This window comes from Methylobacterium crusticola, assembly GCF_003574465.1.
In the GTDB taxonomy this organism is placed as follows: Bacteria; Pseudomonadota; Alphaproteobacteria; order Rhizobiales; family Beijerinckiaceae; genus Methylobacterium; species Methylobacterium crusticola.
The window spans coordinates 1-19,584 of record NZ_QOWC01000013.1 but is presented as its reverse complement, the minus strand read 5'-3'; the positions used below and the strand labels follow the sequence as shown (position 1 = coordinate 19,584).

At 73.7% G+C, this 19,584-nt stretch carries 19 protein-coding genes; 16 read left to right on the top strand and 3 right to left on the bottom strand.

The features are described from left to right. From DT057_RS10425 to hemC, 5 genes are all read left to right on the top strand, one after another. Nucleotides 1–786, top strand: coding sequence for a nucleotidyltransferase family protein (locus DT057_RS10425; RefSeq protein WP_128562031.1), 786 nt, complete (start codon nt 1–3; stop codon nt 784–786). 75 nt (nt 787–861) lie between these two features. Then, nucleotides 862–1,662 (top strand): TIGR04290 family methyltransferase, encoded by an 801-nt coding sequence (locus tag DT057_RS10420; RefSeq protein WP_128562030.1) that lies wholly within the window; start codon nt 862–864, stop codon nt 1,660–1,662. Continuing rightward, the gene (locus DT057_RS10415; protein ID WP_128562029.1) at nt 1,659–2,564 is read left to right on the top strand and encodes a glycoside hydrolase 5 family protein; all 906 of its coding nucleotides are present in this window, start codon (nt 1,659–1,661) and stop codon (nt 2,562–2,564) included. Before DT057_RS10420 ends, DT057_RS10415 begins: the two co-directional genes overlap by 4 nt. Before the next feature lie 8 nt (nt 2,565–2,572). Beyond that, complete coding sequence (locus DT057_RS10410) at nt 2,573–4,339, top strand: hypothetical protein (protein ID WP_128562028.1); 1,767 nt, start codon at nt 2,573–2,575, stop codon at nt 4,337–4,339. Nucleotides 4,340–4,488: 149 nt separating this feature from the next. Then, nucleotides 4,489–5,424, top strand: a complete 936-nt coding sequence (hemC, locus tag DT057_RS10405) for a hydroxymethylbilane synthase (RefSeq protein WP_128562027.1) — start codon at nt 4,489–4,491, stop codon at nt 5,422–5,424. Between the two features lie 55 nt (nt 5,425–5,479). On the opposite strand, the gene DT057_RS10400 is transcribed toward hemC, so the two are convergent. Beyond that, complete coding sequence (locus DT057_RS10400) at nt 5,480–5,887, bottom strand: hypothetical protein (RefSeq protein WP_128562026.1); 408 nt, start codon at nt 5,885–5,887, stop codon at nt 5,480–5,482. Nucleotides 5,888–6,145: 258 nt separating this feature from the next. Here DT057_RS10400 and DT057_RS10395 point away from each other — a divergent pair, with 258 nt between their 5' ends. The 4 genes from DT057_RS10395 to DT057_RS10380 all read left to right on the top strand — a co-directional run bounded on the left by DT057_RS10395 (nt 6,146) and on the right by DT057_RS10380 (nt 9,317). After that, nucleotides 6,146–7,396, top strand: a complete 1,251-nt coding sequence (locus tag DT057_RS10395; RefSeq protein WP_162501371.1) for a vWA domain-containing protein — start codon at nt 6,146–6,148, stop codon at nt 7,394–7,396. Between the two features lie 137 nt (nt 7,397–7,533). Next, nucleotides 7,534–7,887: a phasin gene (locus tag DT057_RS10390; RefSeq protein ID WP_128562024.1), complete on the top strand. Its 354-nt coding sequence runs from the start codon at nt 7,534–7,536 to the stop codon at nt 7,885–7,887. 204 nt (nt 7,888–8,091) lie between these two features. After that, on the top strand, nt 8,092–8,847 hold the full coding sequence (locus tag DT057_RS10385) for a hypothetical protein (RefSeq protein WP_128562023.1): 756 nt from the start codon (nt 8,092–8,094) through the stop codon (nt 8,845–8,847). Nucleotides 8,848–9,068: 221 nt separating this feature from the next. Then, entirely contained in the window at nt 9,069–9,317 is a 249-nt protein-coding gene (locus DT057_RS10380; RefSeq protein WP_128562022.1) for a hypothetical protein, read from the top strand. A gap of 123 nt (nt 9,318–9,440) precedes the next feature. On the opposite strand, the gene DT057_RS10375 is transcribed toward DT057_RS10380, so the two are convergent. Further along, on the bottom strand, nt 9,441–9,764 hold the full coding sequence (locus DT057_RS10375; protein ID WP_128562021.1) for a hypothetical protein: 324 nt from the start codon (nt 9,762–9,764) through the stop codon (nt 9,441–9,443). A gap of 85 nt (nt 9,765–9,849) precedes the next feature. Then, nucleotides 9,850–11,886 (bottom strand): elongation factor G, encoded by a 2,037-nt coding sequence (locus DT057_RS10370; protein ID WP_128562020.1) that lies wholly within the window; start codon nt 11,884–11,886, stop codon nt 9,850–9,852. A 376-nt stretch (nt 11,887–12,262) separates the two neighbouring features. Between DT057_RS10370 and DT057_RS10365 the strand changes: the two genes are divergently transcribed. The 7 genes from DT057_RS10365 to DT057_RS10335 all read left to right on the top strand — a co-directional run bounded on the left by DT057_RS10365 (nt 12,263) and on the right by DT057_RS10335 (nt 19,425). After that, nucleotides 12,263–13,453 carry a CaiB/BaiF CoA transferase family protein gene (locus tag DT057_RS10365; RefSeq protein WP_128562019.1) on the top strand — a complete coding sequence of 397 codons (1,191 nt, stop codon included), beginning with the start codon at nt 12,263–12,265 and terminating at the stop codon, nt 13,451–13,453. Nucleotides 13,454–13,565: 112 nt separating this feature from the next. Further along, nucleotides 13,566–14,732 (top strand): acyl-CoA dehydrogenase family protein, encoded by a 1,167-nt coding sequence (locus DT057_RS10360; RefSeq protein ID WP_128562018.1) that lies wholly within the window; start codon nt 13,566–13,568, stop codon nt 14,730–14,732. Between the two features lie 9 nt (nt 14,733–14,741). Further along, the gene (locus DT057_RS10355) at nt 14,742–15,596 is read left to right on the top strand and encodes an HTD2 family dehydratase (protein WP_128562017.1); all 855 of its coding nucleotides are present in this window, start codon (nt 14,742–14,744) and stop codon (nt 15,594–15,596) included. 80 nt (nt 15,597–15,676) lie between these two features. Further along, nucleotides 15,677–16,705, top strand: a complete 1,029-nt coding sequence (locus DT057_RS10350) for a TRAP transporter substrate-binding protein (RefSeq protein WP_128562016.1) — start codon at nt 15,677–15,679, stop codon at nt 16,703–16,705. Nucleotides 16,706–16,807: 102 nt separating this feature from the next. Then, nucleotides 16,808–17,407, top strand: coding sequence for a TRAP transporter small permease (locus tag DT057_RS10345; RefSeq protein WP_128562015.1), 600 nt, complete (start codon nt 16,808–16,810; stop codon nt 17,405–17,407). After that, complete coding sequence (locus tag DT057_RS10340) at nt 17,404–18,729, top strand: TRAP transporter large permease (RefSeq protein WP_128562014.1); 1,326 nt, start codon at nt 17,404–17,406, stop codon at nt 18,727–18,729. The genes DT057_RS10345 and DT057_RS10340 overlap by 4 nt, the downstream gene beginning before the upstream one ends. Nucleotides 18,730–18,846: 117 nt before the next feature. Next, entirely contained in the window at nt 18,847–19,425 is a 579-nt protein-coding gene (locus DT057_RS10335) for an NADPH-dependent FMN reductase (protein WP_128562013.1), read from the top strand. Nucleotides 19,426–19,584: the final 159 nt, after the last annotated feature.

Sequence of the window (19,584 nt, the reverse complement as noted above, 5' to 3'; positions counted from 1 at the left end):
ATGTGGGGAATCGTGCCCGCGGCGGGCCGCGGCAGCCGGATCCAGCCCCTCGCCTTCTCGAAGGAGCTGCTGCCCGTGGGGAGCCGGCTGCGCGACGGCGCCGCGCGCCCGTGCGCCGTCAGCGAGTACCTCGTCGAGCGCATGCTGCGCGGGGGCGCCACGCGGATCTGCTTCGTGATCTCGCCGGGGAAATCCGACATCGTCGAGTATTACGGCGCCGGCTACGGCGACGTGCCGATCGCCTACGTGGTGCAGCCGCGCCCCGTCGGCCTGTGCGACGCGATCTTCCGCGCCCTGCCGCTCGTCACGCCCGACGAGCCGGTGATCGTCGGGCTCCCCGACACGGTCTGGTTCCCCGAGGACGCCCTCGGGAGCCTCCCGGACGACGCGCTCTCCTTCCTGCTCTTCCCGGTGGAGCGGCCCGAGCACTTCGACGCCGTCATCCTCGACGCCGAGGACCGGGTGACGGAGATCCAGGTCAAGCGGAGCGATGCGGCCTCGTCCTGGATCTGGGGGGCCTTCAAGATGCCGGGCCGCGTCCTCGGCGAGCTCCACGCCCTCTGGCGGGCCCGGGGCCGCTCCGACGAGTACATCGGCACGCTGGTGAACGCCTACCTGGCCGAGGGCGGCCGCGCCGTCGGGATCCGGGCGGGCCGGTCCTACGTCGACGTGGGCTCCCTCGACGGCTACCGCTCGGCCATCGCGCTCCTCGGCGAGGCCGACCGCAACGGGGCGCCGGGGCGGCTCTCCCTCGGGGAGCCCGCGGCCCAGGCCTGCGGGCCCTGAGCCGATGCGCGCCGGCCCCGCCCCCGCCCCGCCCCTCACCGCGGCCCCGTGCCCCGACGACCGAGGACCCCGCCCATGAGCTTGGCCGAGGAGAGTTCCGCGCTGCGCCGGCAGATCGACGCGCTCGGGGAATGGTTCCACAACATCGACCTCAACGGCGTGCCGACCGCGCCGAACCACTTCCTGGGCGACTACCCGCGGGTGAAGTGGCGCTGCTTCGCGGACGCGATCCCGGCCGACCTCGCGGGCAAGAGCGTACTCGACATCGGCTGCAACGGCGGCTTCTACGCCATCGAGATGAAGCGGCGGGGCGCCGACCGGGTGGTGGCGGTCGATTCCGACGAGCGCTACCTCGCGCAGGCCCGCTTCGCCGCGGCCCAGACGGGGCAGGCCATCGAGTTCCGCAACCTCTCGGTCTACGACGTCGGGGCGCTCGGCGAGCGCTTCGACGTCGTGCTGTTCCTCGGCGTGCTCTACCACCTGCGCCACCCGCTCCTCGCGCTCGACCTCATCCGCGCGCACGCGGCCCGCGACCTCCTCGTGTTCCAGTCGATGCAGCGCGGCTCCCCGGAGGTCGCGCCGGTGGCCGAGGACTACGATTTCTGGAAGGCCGACCACTTCGCCGAGCCCGGCTACCCGAAGCTGCACTTCATCGAGCACCGCTACGCGGACGACTGGACCAACTGGTGGGTGCCCAACCGCGCCTGCACCGAGGCGATGCTGCGCGCGAGCGGCTTCGGCATCGTGGCCCGCCCGGAGGAGGAGGTCTATGTCTGCCGCTGCGCTCCCCTCCCGCCCGGCGCCGGCGCGGTCCATCCGGTCCGCCCGGCCGACCCGCGGCGCGACGCCCCGACAGCCGAGGACGAAGGCCTGTGATCGAAGCGGTGATGCTCTGGAACGAGCCCAACAACAAGTCGCACTGGGATCCCGAGACCGACCCGGACTGGGTGCGCTTCGGCGCCATGGCGAAGCGGGCGGGCGAGGCCATCCGGGCGGTCAATCCGGGGTTGACCCGGGTGCTCGGCGGCATCTCGCCGATCGATCCCTCCTTCATCCGCCGCATGGAGAGGCAGGGCGTGCTCGACGCCGTCGACGCCGTCGCGGTGCACGGGTTCCCCCTCGACTGGAACCTCTGGCAGGTCCACGAGTGGCCGCAGAAGATCGAGGAGATCCGCGCCGTCACCGACCTGCCGGTCTGGGTCTCCGAGGTCGGCATCTCGACCTTCGGGGCCGAGGAGGTCCAGCTCTGGGGACTCGAGCGCACGGCCGAGCTCCTGGTCGGGCGCGCGCCGCGCATCCACTGGTACAGCCTCTACGACCTGCCCCGCGAGTGGGAGGCGACGACCCGGCACCGGGAGGCGGAGGGGTCCTCCTACTACCGGCACTTCCACATGGGCCTGCTGCGCCAGGACGGCACGCCCAAGCTCGCCCTCGAGGCCTTCGCCAGGCACGCGCCGGCCCTCGGCCTGTGCCAGTGGTTCCACTTCGAGGACCACCGCCTCGACGAGGCCGTCGCCTGGATGAAGCGCCTCGGGGTCACCTACCTGCGCACCGGGCTGTCCTGGGCCGACAGCTTCCGCCCCGGCGCCCTCGCCTGGTTCGACCGCCAGATGGCGGCGCTGAGCGACTTCGACGTCACGGTGACGTTCTGCTTCACCCCCGAGCACCGGGGCATCGTGCCCCACCACACCAGCCCCCCGCAGGTGCCCGAGGAGTTCGCCGCCTTCTGCGCCGACATGGTGCGGCGCTACGCGCCCGGGCGGGTGAGCGCCGGCTGAGTGGCCGCGTGCTCGTCTACGGCGAGACCACCCGGCGATGCGATCCGCGCGAGCGGCTCGCCGGCCTCGCGGCGCTGCTCCGGGAGGCGGCGGCCCGGCCGCCGGGGATCGGCCGCCACGCCGACCTCGCCGGCGCCCTGATCGAGGCCGGGGAGATCGCGCAGGGGATCGCCGACGCGGCGCTCGAGGCGCGGGGCGACGACGCGCCCTCGCCCGCGCAGGACGCCGCGACGGAGCTCCTCATGGACATCGCCCGCGCCGTCTGGGCCTCGTGGCGGAGCGGCTTCGCGGCCGGGCCGGCGGCGTTCGCGCCCGCCCTCGCGCGCCTCGCGGCGGCGCCGCTGCCCGACGCCGTCACGACGCGCTGGGCCGAGGGCTTCGCGTTCTACGCGCTCTACCCGGAGAGCTACGCCATCGCGGCGGCGCGCTCCGGCCTCCCGGCCGCGACGCGGGTCGTGGGCATCCGCAGCATCGGTGCGCCGCTCGGCGCCATGGCGGCGGCCGGGCTCGGCGCCGGGACCGTCGTGACGGTGCGGCCGGTCGGCCACCCGTTCCGGCGCACCCTCGCCCTCGGCGAGGCGCTCCGCGGGCGCATCACCCGGGACGCTCCGCCCTGCGTCGCCGTGGCGGACGAGGGCCCGGGCCTGTCGGGCAGCTCCTTCGGGGCCGTGATCGATGCGCTCGCGGGGCTCGGCATCCCGGAGCGCCGGGTCGCGCTCCTGCCCAGCCACGGCGGCCCGCCGGGGCCCCGCTCCGACGCCCCCGCCCGCGCCCGCTGGGCCCGCATGGCCCGCCACGTCGCGCCGTTCGAGGACGTGGTGCGGCAGGACGGGCCGGGCGGCGGGCTCGCGGGCTGGGTGGCCGACCTGGTGGGCCCGGCCGAGGGGCCGCTCGTGGAGGTCTCGGGCGGGCGCTGGCGTTTCCGGCAGGGCCGGGACGAGGCCGCCTGGCCCCCGGTGCACGCCCAGCAGGAGCGCCGCAAGTTCCTGCTCGCGGCCGGCGGCGGCACCTGGCTCCTCAAGTTCGCCGGGCTCGGGCCCGGCGCCCGGGCGAAGGCGGACATCGCCCGGGCGCTGAGCGCCGCCGGGTTCACGCCGCCCGTCGCGGGCGTCCGGCACGGCTTCCTGGTCGAGCGCTGGATCGCCGCGGCCCCTCCCCTCGACCTCTGCGCCGTCGACCCGGACCGCCTCGCGGAGGAGGTCGGCCGCTACCTCGGCTTCCGGGCGCGGGCGTTCCCGGCCGGGCCGGATCGAGGCGCGCGCCTCGCCGACCTCCTCGCCATGGCCCGCCACAACGTCGGCGAGGCCCTCGGGGCCGGCCCGGCGCGGGCCCTCGACCGCTGGAGCCCGGACCGGGTCGAGGCCCTCGCGCGCCGGGCCCGCCCCATCGCGATCGACGGCCGGATGCAGGCCTGGGAGTTCCTCGTCCGCCCCGACGGGCGCCTCCTGAAGTGCGACGCCCTCGACCACCACGCCACCCACGACCTCGTCGGCTGCCAGGACGTCGCCTGGGACGTGGCGGGCGCGGCGGTCGAGCTCGACCTGCCGGAGGCGGCGCGCGCGCGCCTCGCCGCGACCGTCGCGCGGGAGGGCGGATGCCCCGTCGATCCCGACCTGCTCGCGCTCCTCACGCCCTGCTACCTCGCCTTCCGGCTCGGCGCCGCCAGCATGGCGGTGGAGGCCGCCGCCGATCCGGCGGAGGCGGGGCGCCTGCGCGGCGCGGGCGCGCGCTACGCGGAGCGCCTGGAGCGCATCCTCGGGCCCGGGGACGGCTGATCCGGCCCGGCCGGCCGCCCGGGGGGGGGGGCGCCCGGCCGGTCGCGGGCCCGCGCGCGTGACGGGCCGCGTGACGGGGCGCGTGACACGGGCGCCGCTTGCGGCTACTCGCGATCGGGCGAGACCCCTCTCCGGCACGGCACCCGCTCATGGCACACCGTCCCCTGCGCATCGGCACCCGCGGCAGCCCGATGGCGCTCGCCCAGACCGGGATGGTCCGCGACCGCATCGCGGCGGCGCATCCCGACCTCGCCGCGCCGGGTGCGATGGAGCTCGTCGTCATCACCACCGTGGCGGACAAGATCCTCGACCGGCCGCTCTCGGAGATCGGCGGCAAGGGGCTGTTCACGAAGGAGCTCGAGCAGGCGCTGTTCGCCGATCAGATCGACGTCGCGGTCCACTCGATGAAGGACGTCGAGACCTGGCTGCCGGACGGCCTCGTCATCGCCTGCATCCTGGAGCGGGACGATCCGCGCGACGCGTTCCTGTCGCCGCGGGCGGGACGGCTCGCGGACCTCGCGCCGGGGAGCCGGGTCGGCACCTCGTCCCTGCGACGGGGCGCCCAGGTGCTGATGCGGCGCCCCGACCTCAAGGTCGTGCCCCTGCGGGGCAACGCCAACACCCGCATGCGCCGGCTCGAGGAGGGTGCCTGCGACGCGACCCTGCTCGCCATCGCGGGCCTGGAGCGCCTCGGCCTCGCCGACCGCGCCCAGGAGATCCTGCCCGTGTCCGAGATGCTGCCGGCGGTGGCCCAGGGCGCGCTCGGCATCGAGTGCCGGGCCGCGGACACGGACCTGATCGCGCGCCTCCAGGCCGTCGCCTGCCCGCGCACCACCACGGCGATCGCGGCCGAGCGGGCGCTGCTCGCCGAGCTCGACGGCTCCTGCCGCACCCCGATCGCGGCGCTCGCCGCGATCGACGGCGACCGCCTCACCCTCGACGGCCTCCTGTTCCTGCCCGACGGCAGCGCGCACTGGGCGACGCACCGCGAGGGCCTCGCCGCCGAGGCGGCCGCCATCGGCCGGGATGCCGGGGCCGAGCTGAAGGCGAAGGCCGGGGACACCTACAGGACGCGCCTCCAGTGAGCCGCGCCGGCACGCCACCGCGCCGGACCGGTCGCCTGCTCCGGCGGGGAGCGCCCTAGCGGGCGGGCTTCTTGGCGGGCTCGGCCGGCGCCGGCGCGATGCTGCCGGTCTGGTTCACCCGGTCCCTGGCCTGGTCGAGGCGCTTCGTGATCGTCGCGAGATCGCGCTGCGCCAGCGCGGCCTGGGCCTTCGCCTTCTCGCGGGCGGCGCCGAGCTGGGCGATCTCGTCGCGGGCCGCCGCGATCCTGGCCTGGCGGTCCTTGAGCTCGGCATCCGTCTCCTGGAACTGCTTCTGGCGTGCCGCGAGGGCGTCGCGCTCGCCCTCGACCTCGACCAGCCTCGTCTGGGCGGCGCTTCGCCCGGACGCGGCGAGGCCGAAGGCGCCCCAGCCGAAGGCCGCGACGCCACCCAGCGCCACGGCGAGCAGGCCGGCAGGATTGGGTCTGAACCGCAGATGGGCCATCGGGTCCTCGTCACGCACGTGCCACGGCCGCGGGGACGCGGGCCGATGAAGGTCCCGAACGCAGGATCGGGGACATCCTTCAGCATAGCGATTGTTCGTTAACGCCGCCTTGCCGCGCCGCGCGTCCGGGGGGCGTTAACGGCATGTTGCGGCTTTGATGGAACGGGCACGAGTTGTACAGGACTGTTTTTTAATCTCTTAGGTTGAGTGATCGGGCGGGTCCACGCAGAGAGGGGCAAGTCTCTGGTGAAGCGCTTGGTGCGTCGCTTTCAGCATTCCGAGGACGGTGTCATCGCGGTCGTCCTGGCGATCGTCCTCATCCCGGTGATCTTCCTCGTCGGGGCCGGCATCGACTACGCGCGCACGATCGAGGTCAAGGCCGAGATCCAGAGCGCCACCGACGCGACCGCCCTCGCGGTGATCCGGGAATCGCCGTCGCTGACGAGCGACACGGATTTCAAGAACCGCGCGCAGGCGTTCTTCACCGCGAGCTTCCCTGCGAAGACCGGCGTCACGGTCACGAGCTTCACGCCCACCCGGGTCGGCGTGCAGGTCACGATCGCGGCGACCGCCACCGTCGACACCTCGTTCAGCCGGATCATGCATCCCGATCCCCTCGTGGTCAGCGGGAGCTCGCAGGCGACGGCCGGCGGCAAGGCCGTCGAGGTGGCGCTCGTCCTCGACAACACCGGGTCGATGAACGATTCGGGCAAGCTCGCCGCCCTGAAGCAGGCCTCGAAGGACTTCCTCGCCTACCTCGACAAGACCGTGGTCAGCCGCAGCGACGCCAAGGTCGCCCTGGTGCCGTTCGCCCGGCAGGTCAACCTCGGCACCGCCGTCACGACGGCGGGATGGCTCAGCTACACCAAGGTCAACGCGGTCTCCAAGACCACCTGGAAGGGCTGCATCGACGACCGCGACCAGTCCTACGACGTGCAGCTTCCCGTGCCCGAGCCCTCCGGCGCGTCGGCCTACCCGGCCGACACCTGCGACACGACCTCGAACGGCGCTCCCACCCTGACGAGCATCCGCCCGCTCACCACCGATTACGCCAGCCTCAACACCGCCATCGACAGCATGACGGCCGGCGGCAACACCAACGTGACCATCGGGGTGGCCTGGGGCATGGAGGCGCTGACCCCCTACGGGCCGCTCGCCACGGCGGTCGACCTCTCGAACGACCGCGTCACCAAGATCATGGTCGTCCTCACGGACGGGGACAACACGGAGAACCGCTGGCAGAACGTCTGCACCGGCACCTGGTACGACTACTTCACGAACTGCCTCAGCGCGTCGTCGTTCAACGCCCGGACGCTGTCGGCCTGCACCGCCGCCAAGAACGCCGGCATCACGATCTACACGGTGCGGGTGATCGACGGGAACGCCGACATGCTGAAGTCGTGCGCCAGCAAGGACGGGTTCTTCTACAACGTGATCACCGCCAACGACCTCAAGCCCGCCTTCCAGAGCATCGGCAGCTCCATCGCCCAGTTCCGGCTCACGCAGTAGCGGCAGGGCGCGGAGACGGCCTGGATCCGGCTGTATAATGCGCATCGGTTGACTTTCGCGCTGCAACGCAGCATGATCATGCTGCGTCGCACAATACACCCTGGCGGCGCACAACACGCATGCCTGAGGGAACGACCATGAGCACCGCGAAGCCCTTCGAGATTCCGACCGAGATGCGCGACTTCGCCGAGAAGGGCGTGCAGAACGCCCGCTCGGCCTTCGGCACCTTCCTGAGCACCGCGCGCAAGATGGCCGAGACCGTGCAGTCCTCGACCAGCACCCCGCAGGCCGGCGTCGCGGTCGCCCGCGGCTTCGACTACACCGAGCAGCACGTCGCGGCGACCTTCGACCTCGCCGAGAAGCTCGTGCGCTCGCGCGACGTGCAGGAGGCGCTCCAGCTCCAGAGCGAGTACATGCGCAACCAGATCTCGGCGTTGCAGACCCAGGCGAAGGAGTTCGCCAGCCTGCAGGAGACGGCCACCAAGGCCTGATCCCGCCGGAGCGCCCGCATATTCCGCGGCGCTCCGCGACCGGGCCCGGGCGGCTCGCGCCCCGGAACGGGCGCGCCGACGCCCGGCGGGGTGCCCCCGCCCTGCGGGTGATGCTCCGCCCCCGGGGCCTCTCGTCCCGGCACGCGGGGCCCCGATCGCTTCCGCGCCGCGAGCCGGAAGCAACGCGTTCGAGGAGGCCGACCCATGACGACCCGGCGCAGAGGAAGCACCCGCAAGCCCGTGAACCGCACCGTTCCGGCGGCCCCGATGGCGGCCACGCGGGACGACGACACCGTCGCGGTCGCCACCGACGACGACGTGGCACCGGTCGCCGCGCCCGCGCCCGAGCCGGTCGAGGATCGCGCGGCAGCGCCGAGCGCCGGGACGGACGACGACGGCGCGGCCGAGCCGGTCGCGGCAGCGGAGGCCCTCGCGGCGCCGCAGGCCGTCGCGGACGAACCCGTCGCGGACGCCGAGGACTTCGCGCCGCAGGCCGCCGTGGCCGTCGAGGCCGGGCCGCCCGCGTCGCCTCCCCTCGACACCGCCGAGATCCCGTCCGAGCCCGTCGCTCCCGCGGCGTCGCCCGTGGCCGACCCCGCGTGCGCCGAGGCGCCGGCGACCGCGCCCGAAGCCGCCGTGATCCCGGAGCCCGCCGCTGCCGACGATGCACCCGGGCCCGAGCCGGCGCCCCCACCCGCCCCCGAGGAACTGCCGCTCGCGGCCATGCAGGGGGTGATCGAGATGAATGCGCGCCTCCTCATCTTCGTGCAGGGCGAGAGCCTGGCCGCGCTCGCCTTCTGGCAGGCCGTGGTCGGCGCGCGGTCGCCCTCCGCCCTCGTGAGCCTGCACGCGGCGGAGATCGCCCGGGCGGTCGATGCCGCCTTCTCCTGCTGGAGCGACCTGACCCGGCGCGCCAGCCTGATGACCGGATTCGCGCGGCGGCCCTACCGGGCGGCCTGACGCCCGTCCCGACCGGACGGGCGCCCGCGGGGGTCGCCGCGGGATCTCCGGATCGGGCGCGACGCCCGCGGGCGCGCCGCTGCCCGGGAGGACGCCCCGGCCGCGCGCCTCGCGCGGCGCCGGGGCCGCCCTCCCGCCTCGATCTGTCGACCGCCCCGGCGGCGGAGCGGATTCCCTGCTCCGACCGACCGGGCGCGTGACCACGCACAACGGAGACGCGGATGTTCGAGGCATGGTACGCGACGGCAATGCTTGCCCTGGAGGCCCAGAAGGTCGTCGAGTTGCGCCTCGTCAGGCTCGCCTGGGGCGGCGTCGATGGGCAGATGGAAGCCCAGCGCATGGTGAACGAGAAGATCGGCGCGGCGATTGAGGCGACGGGCACGCTGCTCGCGGGCGGCTCGCCCGAACGCGTGATCGACCGCTACCGGGAGCACGTGCGCGACAACGTCCGGCGCCTGTCGCTGCCGTGACGACCGGGCGACCCGGCTCCGGCCAAGCGCGCCCTCGTGCTGAGGCTCGCAGCCCCGCGGGCCGCCTGAGCGCCCTGCCGCTCGCGGCCGGGGCCCGCACGCGCCGCCGCCGCGACGGCGCCGTCAGTTGATCGCGCAGAAGCCCGCCCCGGTGCCGAAGACGCGGCCGCGGGCGCACCAGGCTTCGGCCGGCGGCGCCTCCCGGGGCTTGGCGCGCGTCGTCGTCCCGGTCGTCATCGGCTCGGGGCTCGCCGGATCGGCGGTCGCGGTCCGGATCACCGGCCCGGCATCCGGCTGGCCCTGCGCCGCGGCCGGCGTCGGGCGCGGCGCGCCACCCGTCCCGACGAGCACGAGTCCGATGCCGCCGCGCCGCCCCCGCGCCTCGCTCGGCACCACGCTGGCGGCGAGCGCGAGGATGACCGAACCGATGACCAGAACTGTCCGCATCCGCTCCTCCTGAGACCGGGGCGATCTTAGGCGCCAGGGACTTAACGGACGCTCCCCGGGGTGCGCGGCATTCGAGCGATCGCGCCTACCCAGCCCGCCGCACCGGCTGCCCGGCCAGGACCGCGTCCGCGGCCCGTCCGGTCAGCTCCGCCATGTGGTCGAAGCGGGTCGTGAAGGTGCCGACCCCGGCCGTGACCGAGCGCAGCTCGACGATCAGGTCACCCATCTCGGATTCCGGGATCAGCGCGTCGATCTGGTCCCAGCCCGCCCAGCCCGGCCGGGCGTCGAAGCCGAGGATCTGGCCGCGGCGGGCGGTGACGAGGCCGGTCGCCCGGGCGGTGGCGCCACTCGGGACCGCGACCGACACCGCCAGAATCGGCTCGAGCAGCACCGGCCCGGCCTTCGCCAGCGCCTCGTCCATGGCGAGCCGCGTCGCCGCCTGGAAGGCGGCGTCCGAGGAATCGACCGCGTGCGCCGCGCCGTCCTTCAAGGTCACCGCGAGGTCGACCACCGGGAAGCCGAGGGGCCCCCGGATCGTGAAGGCCCGGGCCCCGGCCTCGACCGAGGAGATGTACTGGCGCGGCACCGCGCCCCCCACCACCTCGTCCTCGAACCGGAAGCCCTCGCCGCGGGGGAGCGGCCGGACGTCGATGGCGACGTCGGCGAACTGCCCGTGCCCGCCGGTCTGCTTCTTGTGCCGGGCCCGGGCGCTCGCCGGGCCCCGCAGCGTCTCCCGGTAGGCGACCTTCGAGCGCTCCGTCTCGACCCCGATGCCGAAGCGCGAGCTCAGGCGCTCCACCGCCACCCGCAGGTGCATCTCGCCCTGCCCGGTCAGGCGCATGTCGCCGAGCTCGGCCCGGTGCTCCAGGGTGAGGGAGGGATCCTCCTCCACCACCTTGGCGAGGGCCGCAGTCAGCCGGACGTCGTCCTTGCGGTCGCGCACGCGCAGCGACACCGCGTAGACCGGCTCCGGGCGGGCGAGGGTCAGGATCGGGGCGGGAGCCTCGCCGCCCGGGCCGAACGCCTCGGCGGTGGCGATCGGCTCCAGCTTGGCAAAGCCCGCCACCTCGCCGCTCCGGGCCTCCGGCATCCGGCCGCCGGAACCGCCCGCGAGGGCCGTGATGGCGGCGATGCGGCTGCCGGCGCCCCCGGAGCCGGCGACCGCCTCGCCCTCGCGAAAACCGCCCCGCAGCACCCGCGCCACCGACAGCTTGCCGCCGAAGCCCGTGTGCAGGGTCTTGACCACCTGCGCGAGCGGCGCTCCCTCGTCCGGGATCCCGAGCCGGGCCCGGGTCGCGGCGAGGCCGGGCGCCTCGTGGCGCAGGGCCTTGAGCAGGCGGGTGACGCCGTGGCCGTGCTCGGCCGAGCCGAACAGCACCGAGACGACCTGGCCCTCGCGCAACTCCCGGGCGAGGTCCGCGAAGACCCGGTCCCGGGCCGGCTCGACCTCCGAGATCAGGTCCTCCATCAGGGCGTCGTCGTGGTCGGCGAGGCGCTCCAGCATGGTGAAGCGCGAGGATTTCTCCCGCGGCAGCTCGCCCGCCGGCAGGGCCACCACCTCGCTCGGCGCCTGCTCGCGCCAGATGAAGGCCCGCTCCAGGGCGAGGTCGATGAAGCCGACCGCCGCCTCGCCCTCCCAGATCGGGATCTGGCGCAGGAGCAGCGGCACCGCGGAGGCGGGCTGGAGCAGGGCCAGCGCGTCGCGCAGCGAGCCCGCGGCGGCGTCGGCCTTGTTGATGAAGACGAGGCGCGGGATGCCGGCGGCCTCGAGCTCGCGCAGGGTGAGCTCGAGGGCCGGGCGCTTGCGCTCGTCCGCCTCGCAGACCACCACCGCGGCGTCGCAGACCGGCAGCACGGCGCGCAGGTCGTGCGCGAACTCGATCGAGCCCGGGCAGTCGATGAACGTGAAGGCGTCGCCCAGGAAGGTCGTGCCGGCGACGTTGGGCTCGACGCTCATGCCGTGGGCCTTCGCCTCCGCGGAGGTGTCGCCGACCCGGTTCCCGGCGCCGGCGCGCCCGGCCCGGTCGATCGCGCCGGTACGGTGGAGGATGGCCTCGAAGAGCGCGGTCTTGCCGCTCTGGAACGGACCGACGATCGCGATGCACCGATGCTGCGCAGCCACGTGACGTCTCCACCCTTAGTGGTTGCCGTGAGTTAAGCACCGGCCCCGGGTTCGGTCCAGGCGTCTTCTGCGCGGGAGCCCGCGCCCGCTCCCGAGAGTGCCGGGCCGATATGCAATACGCCCCGCATATCGAAGACGGCTCAACGATATATTGGACACCGGGCCATGCGCCCGCCATCATGGCTCGGCATCGGGCGCCCGGCCACGCTCCGGTCCGACGTGAAAAAGGGTGCGACATCAAGGCGATGCCGGCGGTAGGGAGTGGCGCGGCCGCACCGTTCCGCCTAGTTTGCAGGGCGGCCGCCCCCGGGCGGCCCGAGGTCCCCCGGCGCCCGGGTGCGCCCGAGAAGAGGGGCCGCGCACGGGAGGGTGCCGGATGGTGCAGGAAGCGGGCCGCGGCCCGGTGACCGACGAGCACGGGAGCGCGGGGGCGCGGCCGCCGAAGGCGAGCCCGCTTGCCGGCATCACCGTGCTGTCCCTCGAGCAGGCGGTGGCGGCGCCCTACTGCTCCTCGCGCCTCGCCGACGCGGGCGCCCGCGTGATCAAGATCGAGCGGCCGGAGGGCGACTTCGCCCGGGGCTACGACGCGGCGGTGAACGGGCTCGCGAGCTACTTCGTCTGGCTCAACCGCGGCAAGGAGAGCCTCGTCGCCGACATCAAGGATCCGGACGACGCCCGCCTGCTGCACGCGATCCTGTCCGACGCGGACGTGTTCATCCAGAACCTCGCCCCCGGCGCCGCCGCCCGGGCCGGCTTCGGCGCGCCGAACCTGCGCGCCCGCTACCCGCGGCTGATCACCGTCGACGTGACGGGCTACGGCTCGGGCCACGCCTACGCGCAGATGAAGGCCTACGACCTCCTGGTGCAGGCCGAGAGCGGGCTCGCCGAGATCACCGGCCACCCGGCCGGCCCCGGACGGGTCGGCGTCTCGGTCTGCGACATCGCCTGCGGGATGGCGGCGCACGCCGCGGTGCTCGAGGCGCTGATCGCCCGCGAGCGCACCGGCGAGGGCAGCCGGCTCGAGGTCAGCCTGTTCGACGGCATGGCCGACTGGATGAACGTGCCGCTCCTCTACTTCGAGGGCACCGGCCGGGCGCCGCAGCGGGTCGGGCTCGCCCACCCGTCGATCTGCCCCTACGGGGCGTTCCGCACCGCCGACGACAGCCTGGTGCTGATCTCGATCCAGAACGAGCGCGAGTGGGCCGCGTTCTGCGCCGGCGTCCTGGAGGCGCCGGACCTCGCCGCCCGGCCCGGCTACGAGTCGAACACGGTCCGGGTGGCCAACCGCCCCGTGGTAGACGCCCGGGTGGCCGAGGCCTTCGCGGCCCTGACCCGCGACGAGGCGGCGGCGCGCCTCTCCGCCGCCCGCACCGCCTACGGCTTCGTCAACGCGCTCGCCGACCTCGTCACCCATCCGGCCCTGCGACGGGTCACGGTCGAGACCCCGAACGGCCCGGCCCGCATCGTCGCGCCGCCGGCGCTGATCGACGGGACGGCACGCCCCCTCGGGTCGGTCCCGGCGATCGGCCAGCACGACGCCGCGATCCGCGCCGAGTTCGGCGGCTGACGGAGTGCCGCGCGCCCGGCCCGCGGAGGACCGGGAGGCGGGCGGCACGAAGGGCGCGCGGTGGGGCACCCCGCCGCGCCCGGGCCGGACGGCACCGCAGGAAGGCAGACCCATGACCGACGACACCCAGACCGAGAGCTACCCGGAGATCCGCGAGGCGGTGCAGAGGCTCTGCGCCCGCTTCCCGGGCGAGTACTGGCGCGCCCTCGACCGGCAGATGGCCTACCCCACCGAGTTCGTGACGGCGCTCACGGAGGCGGGCTACCTCTCGGTGCTGATCCCCGAGGAGTACGGCGGCTCCGGCCTGCCGCTCTCGGCCGCCGCGGCGGTGCTGGAGGAGGTGCAGCGCGCCGGTTGCAACGGCGGCGCCTGCCACGCCCAGATGTACACGATGGGCACGGTGCTGCGGCACGGCTCGGAGGCGCAGAAGCGGCGCTACCTGCCGGGCATCGCCGAGGGCGCCCTGCGGCTCCAGGCCTTCGGCGTCACCGAGCCGACGAGCGGCACGGACACCTCCGCTCTCAAGACCACGGCGCGCCGGGACGGCGGCCACTACGTCGTCAACGGCCAGAAGATCTGGACGAGCCGGGCCGAGCATTCCGACCTGATGCTGCTCCTCGCCCGCACCACGCCCCAGGCCGAGGGCATGAAGCGCACCGACGGGCTCTCGGTGCTCCTCGTCGACATGCGGGAGGCGGTGGGCCGCGGCCTGACCGTCCGGCCGATCCGCACCATGATGAACCACGCCACCACGGAGGTGTTCTTCGACGACCTGCGGGTGCCGGCCGAGAACCTGATCGGCGAGGAGGGCCGGGGCTTCCGCTACATCCTGTCGGGCATGAACGCCGAGCGGATCCTGATCGCCGCCGAGTGCGTCGGCGACGCCAAGTGGTTCATCGGCAAGGCGAGCGCCTACGCGCGCGACCGCCGGGTGTTCGGCCGGCCCATCGGCCAGAACCAGGGCGTGCAGTTCCCGATCGCCAAGGCCTACGCGGCGATGCGGGCCGCCGAGCTCATGGTGCGCGAGGCCCTGCGCCTCTACGAGGGCGGCGCCAATCCGGGGCCGGAGGCCAACATGGCCAAGATGCTGGCGGCCGACGCGTCGTTCGAGGCGGCCAATGCCTGCATCCAGACCCACGGCGGCTTCGGCTTCGCCGAGGAGTACGACGTCGAGCGCAAGTTCCGCGAGACGCGGCTCTACCAGGTGGCGCCGATCTCCACGAACCTGATCCTGTCCTACCTGTCCGAGCACGTGCTCGGGCTGCCGCGCTCGTACTGAGGGCACAGCATGGCGGCCATCGACGTCGAGCACCTGCGCGGCTGGATCGGCCGGACCCGGACCGTCGAGGACACGGTCACGCCGCGCCTCGTCGCGGAGTACCGGGCGACCTTCGCGCCCCACCTCGCCGCCGTGCCGGAGGGCGAGGCGCCCCTGGCGCTGCACTGGTGCCTGGCGCCCGAGACGCCGGGCGCCGACACCCTCGGGCCGGACGGGCACGCCGCGAAGGGCGGCTTCCTGCCCCCCGTTCCCCTGCCACGCCGGATGTGGGCCGGCGGCGAGGTCGAGATTCTCCAGCCCCTGCGGGTCGGGGACCGCGTGCTGCGCCACGAGACCGTCGCGGACGTGAGCGTGAAGGAGGGGCGCACCGGCGCGCTCTGCTTCGTCGCGGTCCGGCACGCCTACGAGACGGGACGCGGCGTCGCCATCCGCGAGCGGCAGGACATCGTCTACCGGGAGGCGAGCCGGGCCGGGGCTCCGGCCGGCGCCGTCACGCCGGTGCCGGCCGAGGCCCCGGACGCGGCATGGGAGGTCGCGGCCGACCCGGTGCTGCTCTTCCGCTACTCGGCCATGACCTTCAACGGCCACCGCTTCCACTACGACCGGCCCTACGCCACCGGGGTCGAGGGCTACGCGGGCCTCGTGGTGCACGGCCCCCTTCAGGCGAGCCTGCTCCTCAACCTCGCGGCCGGCCTCCTCGGGCGGGCGCCGGCGAGGTTCCGCTACCGCGGCGTCGCGCCGATGGTCGACGGCGGGACCTTCGCGGTCGCCGGCCGGCGGGCGGGGGCGGGCGTTCGCGGCTGGACCGCGGCGGCCGGGAGCGTCCGCATGGAATCCGAGAGCGAGTCCGGCCCGGGGGCTTGAGCGATCGTCGCATTGCCCCGCGCGGCCCGGGCTGTCAGGGTCCCGGGCGAGAACACGAAGAACGACGACGAGGAGACGCCATGACCCCTCCCCCCCGTGCCGTCCGGGCACTCACCCGGCGCGCGCTCGGCGCGGGCGCCGCGCTCCTGCTCCTCGGCGGCGCAGCCCTCGCCCAGGCGCCGATCCTGATCAAGTTCAGCCACGTGGTCGCGCCCGACACGCCCAAGGGACGCGGCGCCGACAAATTCAAGGAGCTGGCCGAGACGTACACCAAAGGCCGCGTCAAGATCGAGGTCTACCCGAACTCACAGCTCTTCAAGGACAAGGAGGAGGTCGAGGCGCTCCAGCTCGGCGCCGTGCAGATGCTGGCGCCGTCGCTCGCGAAGTTCGGCCCGCTCGGCGCGAAGGAATTCGAGGTCTTCGACCTGCCCTACATCCTGCCCGACAAGGCGGCCCTGCGCCGGGTGACCGAGGGCGCACTGGGCCGGCGCCTATTCGCCAAGCTCGAATCGAAGGGCATCACCGGCCTCGCCTACTGGGACAACGGCTTCAAGGTGATGAGCGCCAACAAGCCGCTGCGGATGCCGGCGGAGTTCCGCGGCCTCAAGATGCGCATCCAGTCCTCCAAGGTGCTGGAGGCGCAGTTCCGCGCCCTCGGCGCCATCCCGCAGGTCATGGCCTTCTCGGAAGTCTACCAGGGCATGCAGACCGGCGTGGTCGACGGCTCGGAGAACACGCCCTCGAACATGTTCACCCAGAAGCACCACGAGGTTCAGAAGTACCTGACCTTCTCGGATCACGGCTACATCGGCTACGCGGTGATCACCAACAAGAAGTTCTGGGACGGGTTGCCGGCGGAGGTCCGGGGCGAGCTCGAGAAGGCCATGCGGGAGGCGACGGCCTTCGCCAACGAGGCGGCGAGCCGGGACAACGCCGAGGCCCTCGACGAGATGAGGAAGTCGGGCCGCATCACCTTCCTGGAGCTCACGCCCGACGAGAAGGCCGCCTGGAAGGCCGCCCTCGAGCCCGTCACGGCCGAGATGAGCAAGCGCGTCGGCAAGGACGTGATCGAGGAGTTCCAGCGCGAGGCGAAGGGCGCCACGCAGTAGGGTGTCGCCGCGCGACGCCGACGCTTCCCTGGCGGGCGGCCGCGCCCTCTCCCGGCACGGGAGAGGGACGCGCGCGCCTCGCCACCGCTCCGACGAGGCCCCATGCCTGCCCTCCGCATCCTCGACCGGCTCGAGGAAATCCTGATCGCGAGCCTGATGGCGGCCGCGACGCTCCTGATCTTCGTCGCGGTGGTGCACCGCTACGCCTCGGGCATCCCGGCGCTCTATCCGCTCACGGCGGCCATCCACCTCTCCTGGGCCCAGGAGCTGTGCATCTACATGTTCGTCTGGATGGCGAAGTTCGGCGCGGCCTACGGCGTGCGCACCGGCATCCACGTCGGCGTGGACGTCGTGGTCAACCAGCTGCGGCCGGGCCTGCGCCGGAAGGTCGTGCTGTTCGGGCTCCTCTGCGGCGCCCTGTTCACCGGGATCGTCGGCACCATGGGGGCGCGGTTCGTCTACGGGCTCGTCGACACCGACCAGACCTCGCCGGACCTCGAGATCCCGAGCTGGATCGTCTACCTGGCGATCCCCCTCGGCTCCTACCTGATGTGCTTCCGCTTCCTCCAGGTGGCCTGGGGCTTCTGGCGCGACGGGGTGCTGCCCCACCACGATCCGGGCCACGTCGAGGGCGTCGTCGAGTCGCCCCAGGCGGCCCGCGACCTCGCGGCCGAGGCGCGCGCCGACGGAGCGCGGCCGTGAACGCCGCCATCATCTTCGGGCTCCTGATCGCCCTCATGCTCACCGGCATGCCGATCTCGATCGCCCTCGGCCTGTCGGTCCTCACCTTCCTGTTCACCCTGACGAGCGTGCCGATCGAGGCGGTGGCCCTGAAGCTGTTCACCGGGATCGAGAACTTCGAGATCATGGCGATCCCGTTCTTCATCCTGTCGGGCAACTTCCTCACCCATGGCGGCGTCGCCCGCCGGATGATCAACTTCGCCACCTCCATGGTCGGCCACTGGCACGGGGGGCTGGGGCTCGCCGGCGTGCTGGCCTGCGCGCTGTTCGCGGCGATCTCGGGCTCGAGCCCCGCCACCGTGGTGGCGATCGGCTCGATCATCCTGCCCGCCATGGTGGCGCAGGGCTTCCCCAAGCGCTTCGGCGCCGGCGTCATCACCACCTCGGGGGCGCTCGGGATCCTGATCCCGCCCTCGATCGTGATGGTGATGTACTCGGTCGCCACGAGCGGCGCGGTGGTGTTCGGGCCGCAGGGGCAGCGGGTCTCCTCGGCCTCGATCTCGACCCTGTTCGTCGCCGGCGTGGTGCCGGGCCTGATGCTGGCGACGCTCCTCGGCCTCACCACCTGGTACCGGGCGCGCAGGAACGACTATCCGCGCATGCCCCGGGCGAGCTGGCGCGAGCGCTGGGTCGCGTTCCGCAAGTCGGTCTGGGGCCTGCTGCTGATCGTGCTGGTGCTGGGCGGCATCTACTCCGGGGCCTTCACGCCCACCGAGGCGGCGGCGGTGAGCGCCGTCTACGCCTTCGTGATCGCGGTGTTCGTCTACCGGGACCTGACCTTGCGCGACGTGCCGCGGGTCCTGCTCGACTCCGCCAACATGAGCGCGATGCTGCTCTACATCATCACCAACGCGGTGCTGTTCTCGTTCCTGATGACGAGCGAGCAGATCCCGCAGACGATGGCGAGCTGGATCACCGGCGCCGGCCTCAACTGGGTGGTGTTCCTGCTCATCGTCAACCTGCTGCTCCTCCTCGCCGGCAACGTGATGGAGCCGTCCTCCATCGTGCTGATCATGGCGCCGATCCTGTTCCCCATCGCCGCCAAGCTCGGCATCGACCCGGTGCATTTCGGCATCCTGATCGTGGTCAACATGGAGGTCGGCATGTGCCACCCGCCCGTGGGGCTGAACCTCTACGTCGCCTCGGGCATCACCCGGATGGGCATCACGGAGCTGACCATCGCGGTCTGGCCGTGGCTCCTCACCATGCTGATCTTCCTCGTCGTGGTCACCTACGTGCCGGCGATCTCGCTCTGGCTGCCGCGGATGCTCGGGATGATGTGAGCGCCGTCGCGGTCCGCTCCGCCGGGGCCGGAGGCTCCCCGTCCGGGCGGCTCCGGCTGACGGGGCCGGCCGTCTCGGCTATCCTGGCGGCGTCCCCGCGCGGCCGGAGGTTTCGCCATGGCGCTCGTGATCCCCGTCATCCTGGGCTCGGTGCGGCAGGGGCGCAGCGGCCTGCGCGCCGCCCGCTACGTCGTCGCGGCCCTCCGGTCCCGCGGCCACGAGGCGCCGCTCATCGATCCCGCCGGGCTCGGGCTGCCGCTCCTCGAGCGGATGTACAAGGAGTACCCGCCGGGCGAGGCGCCGGAGGTGCTGGAGCAGCTGGCCGGGCTCCTGCGGCGGGCCGACGCCTTCGTGGTCGTCTCGGCCGAGTACAACCACAGCATCCCGCCGGCCCTGTCGAACACCCTCGACCACTTCCTCGAGGAGTATTTCTGGCGCCCATCGGCCATCGTCTGCTACTCGGCCGGCCGCTACGGCGGCGTGCGGGCCGCCATGCAGCTCCGCGCCATGCTGGCGGAGCTCGGCACCCCGAGCATCCCCTCGCTCCTGCCGATCCCCGAGGTCGAGGAGACCCTCGACGAGGAGGGCCGCCCGGCCCAGCCCTGGCTCGACCGGCAGGCCGGCCGCTTCCTCGACGAGCTGACCTGGTACGCCGAGGCCCTGGGCGAGAAGCGCCGGGCCGGCACGCCCTACTGACGCGTCAGGGCCGGGCGAGCCGCTCCTCGTCGCACATCACGGCGACCAGCGCCTCGCCGTCGTCCGCGAGACTCGCGGGCGCGGCCACGGGCCGGGTCCCGCTCCCCCGCCCCGGCTCCGCCGCGCGCGCCGGCGCGGCGTCGGGCGCGCCCGCGCCGG

What these genes read in the sequence shown, in the direction of transcription:
- DT057_RS10425 (WP_128562031.1), top strand. Translation starts at nt 1, where the DNA reads ATGTGGGGAATCGTGCCCGCGGCGGGCCGCGGCAGCCGGATCCAGCCC.
- DT057_RS10420 (WP_128562030.1), top strand. Translation starts at nt 862, where the DNA reads ATGAGCTTGGCCGAGGAGAGTTCCGCGCTGCGCCGGCAGATCGACGCG.
- hemC (WP_128562027.1), top strand. Translation starts at nt 4,489, where the DNA reads ATGGCACACCGTCCCCTGCGCATCGGCACCCGCGGCAGCCCGATGGCG.
- DT057_RS10400 (WP_128562026.1), bottom strand. Translation starts at nt 5,887, where the DNA reads ATGGCCCATCTGCGGTTCAGACCCAATCCTGCCGGCCTGCTCGCCGTG.
- DT057_RS10390 (WP_128562024.1), top strand. Translation starts at nt 7,534, where the DNA reads ATGAGCACCGCGAAGCCCTTCGAGATTCCGACCGAGATGCGCGACTTC.
- DT057_RS10385 (WP_128562023.1), top strand. Translation starts at nt 8,092, where the DNA reads ATGACGACCCGGCGCAGAGGAAGCACCCGCAAGCCCGTGAACCGCACC.
- DT057_RS10380 (WP_128562022.1), top strand. Translation starts at nt 9,069, where the DNA reads ATGTTCGAGGCATGGTACGCGACGGCAATGCTTGCCCTGGAGGCCCAG.
- DT057_RS10375 (WP_128562021.1), bottom strand. Translation starts at nt 9,764, where the DNA reads ATGCGGACAGTTCTGGTCATCGGTTCGGTCATCCTCGCGCTCGCCGCC.
- DT057_RS10365 (WP_128562019.1), top strand. Translation starts at nt 12,263, where the DNA reads ATGGTGCAGGAAGCGGGCCGCGGCCCGGTGACCGACGAGCACGGGAGC.
- DT057_RS10360 (WP_128562018.1), top strand. Translation starts at nt 13,566, where the DNA reads ATGACCGACGACACCCAGACCGAGAGCTACCCGGAGATCCGCGAGGCG.
- DT057_RS10355 (WP_128562017.1), top strand. Translation starts at nt 14,742, where the DNA reads ATGGCGGCCATCGACGTCGAGCACCTGCGCGGCTGGATCGGCCGGACC.
- DT057_RS10350 (WP_128562016.1), top strand. Translation starts at nt 15,677, where the DNA reads ATGACCCCTCCCCCCCGTGCCGTCCGGGCACTCACCCGGCGCGCGCTC.
- DT057_RS10345 (WP_128562015.1), top strand. Translation starts at nt 16,808, where the DNA reads ATGCCTGCCCTCCGCATCCTCGACCGGCTCGAGGAAATCCTGATCGCG.
- DT057_RS10335 (WP_128562013.1), top strand. Translation starts at nt 18,847, where the DNA reads ATGGCGCTCGTGATCCCCGTCATCCTGGGCTCGGTGCGGCAGGGGCGC.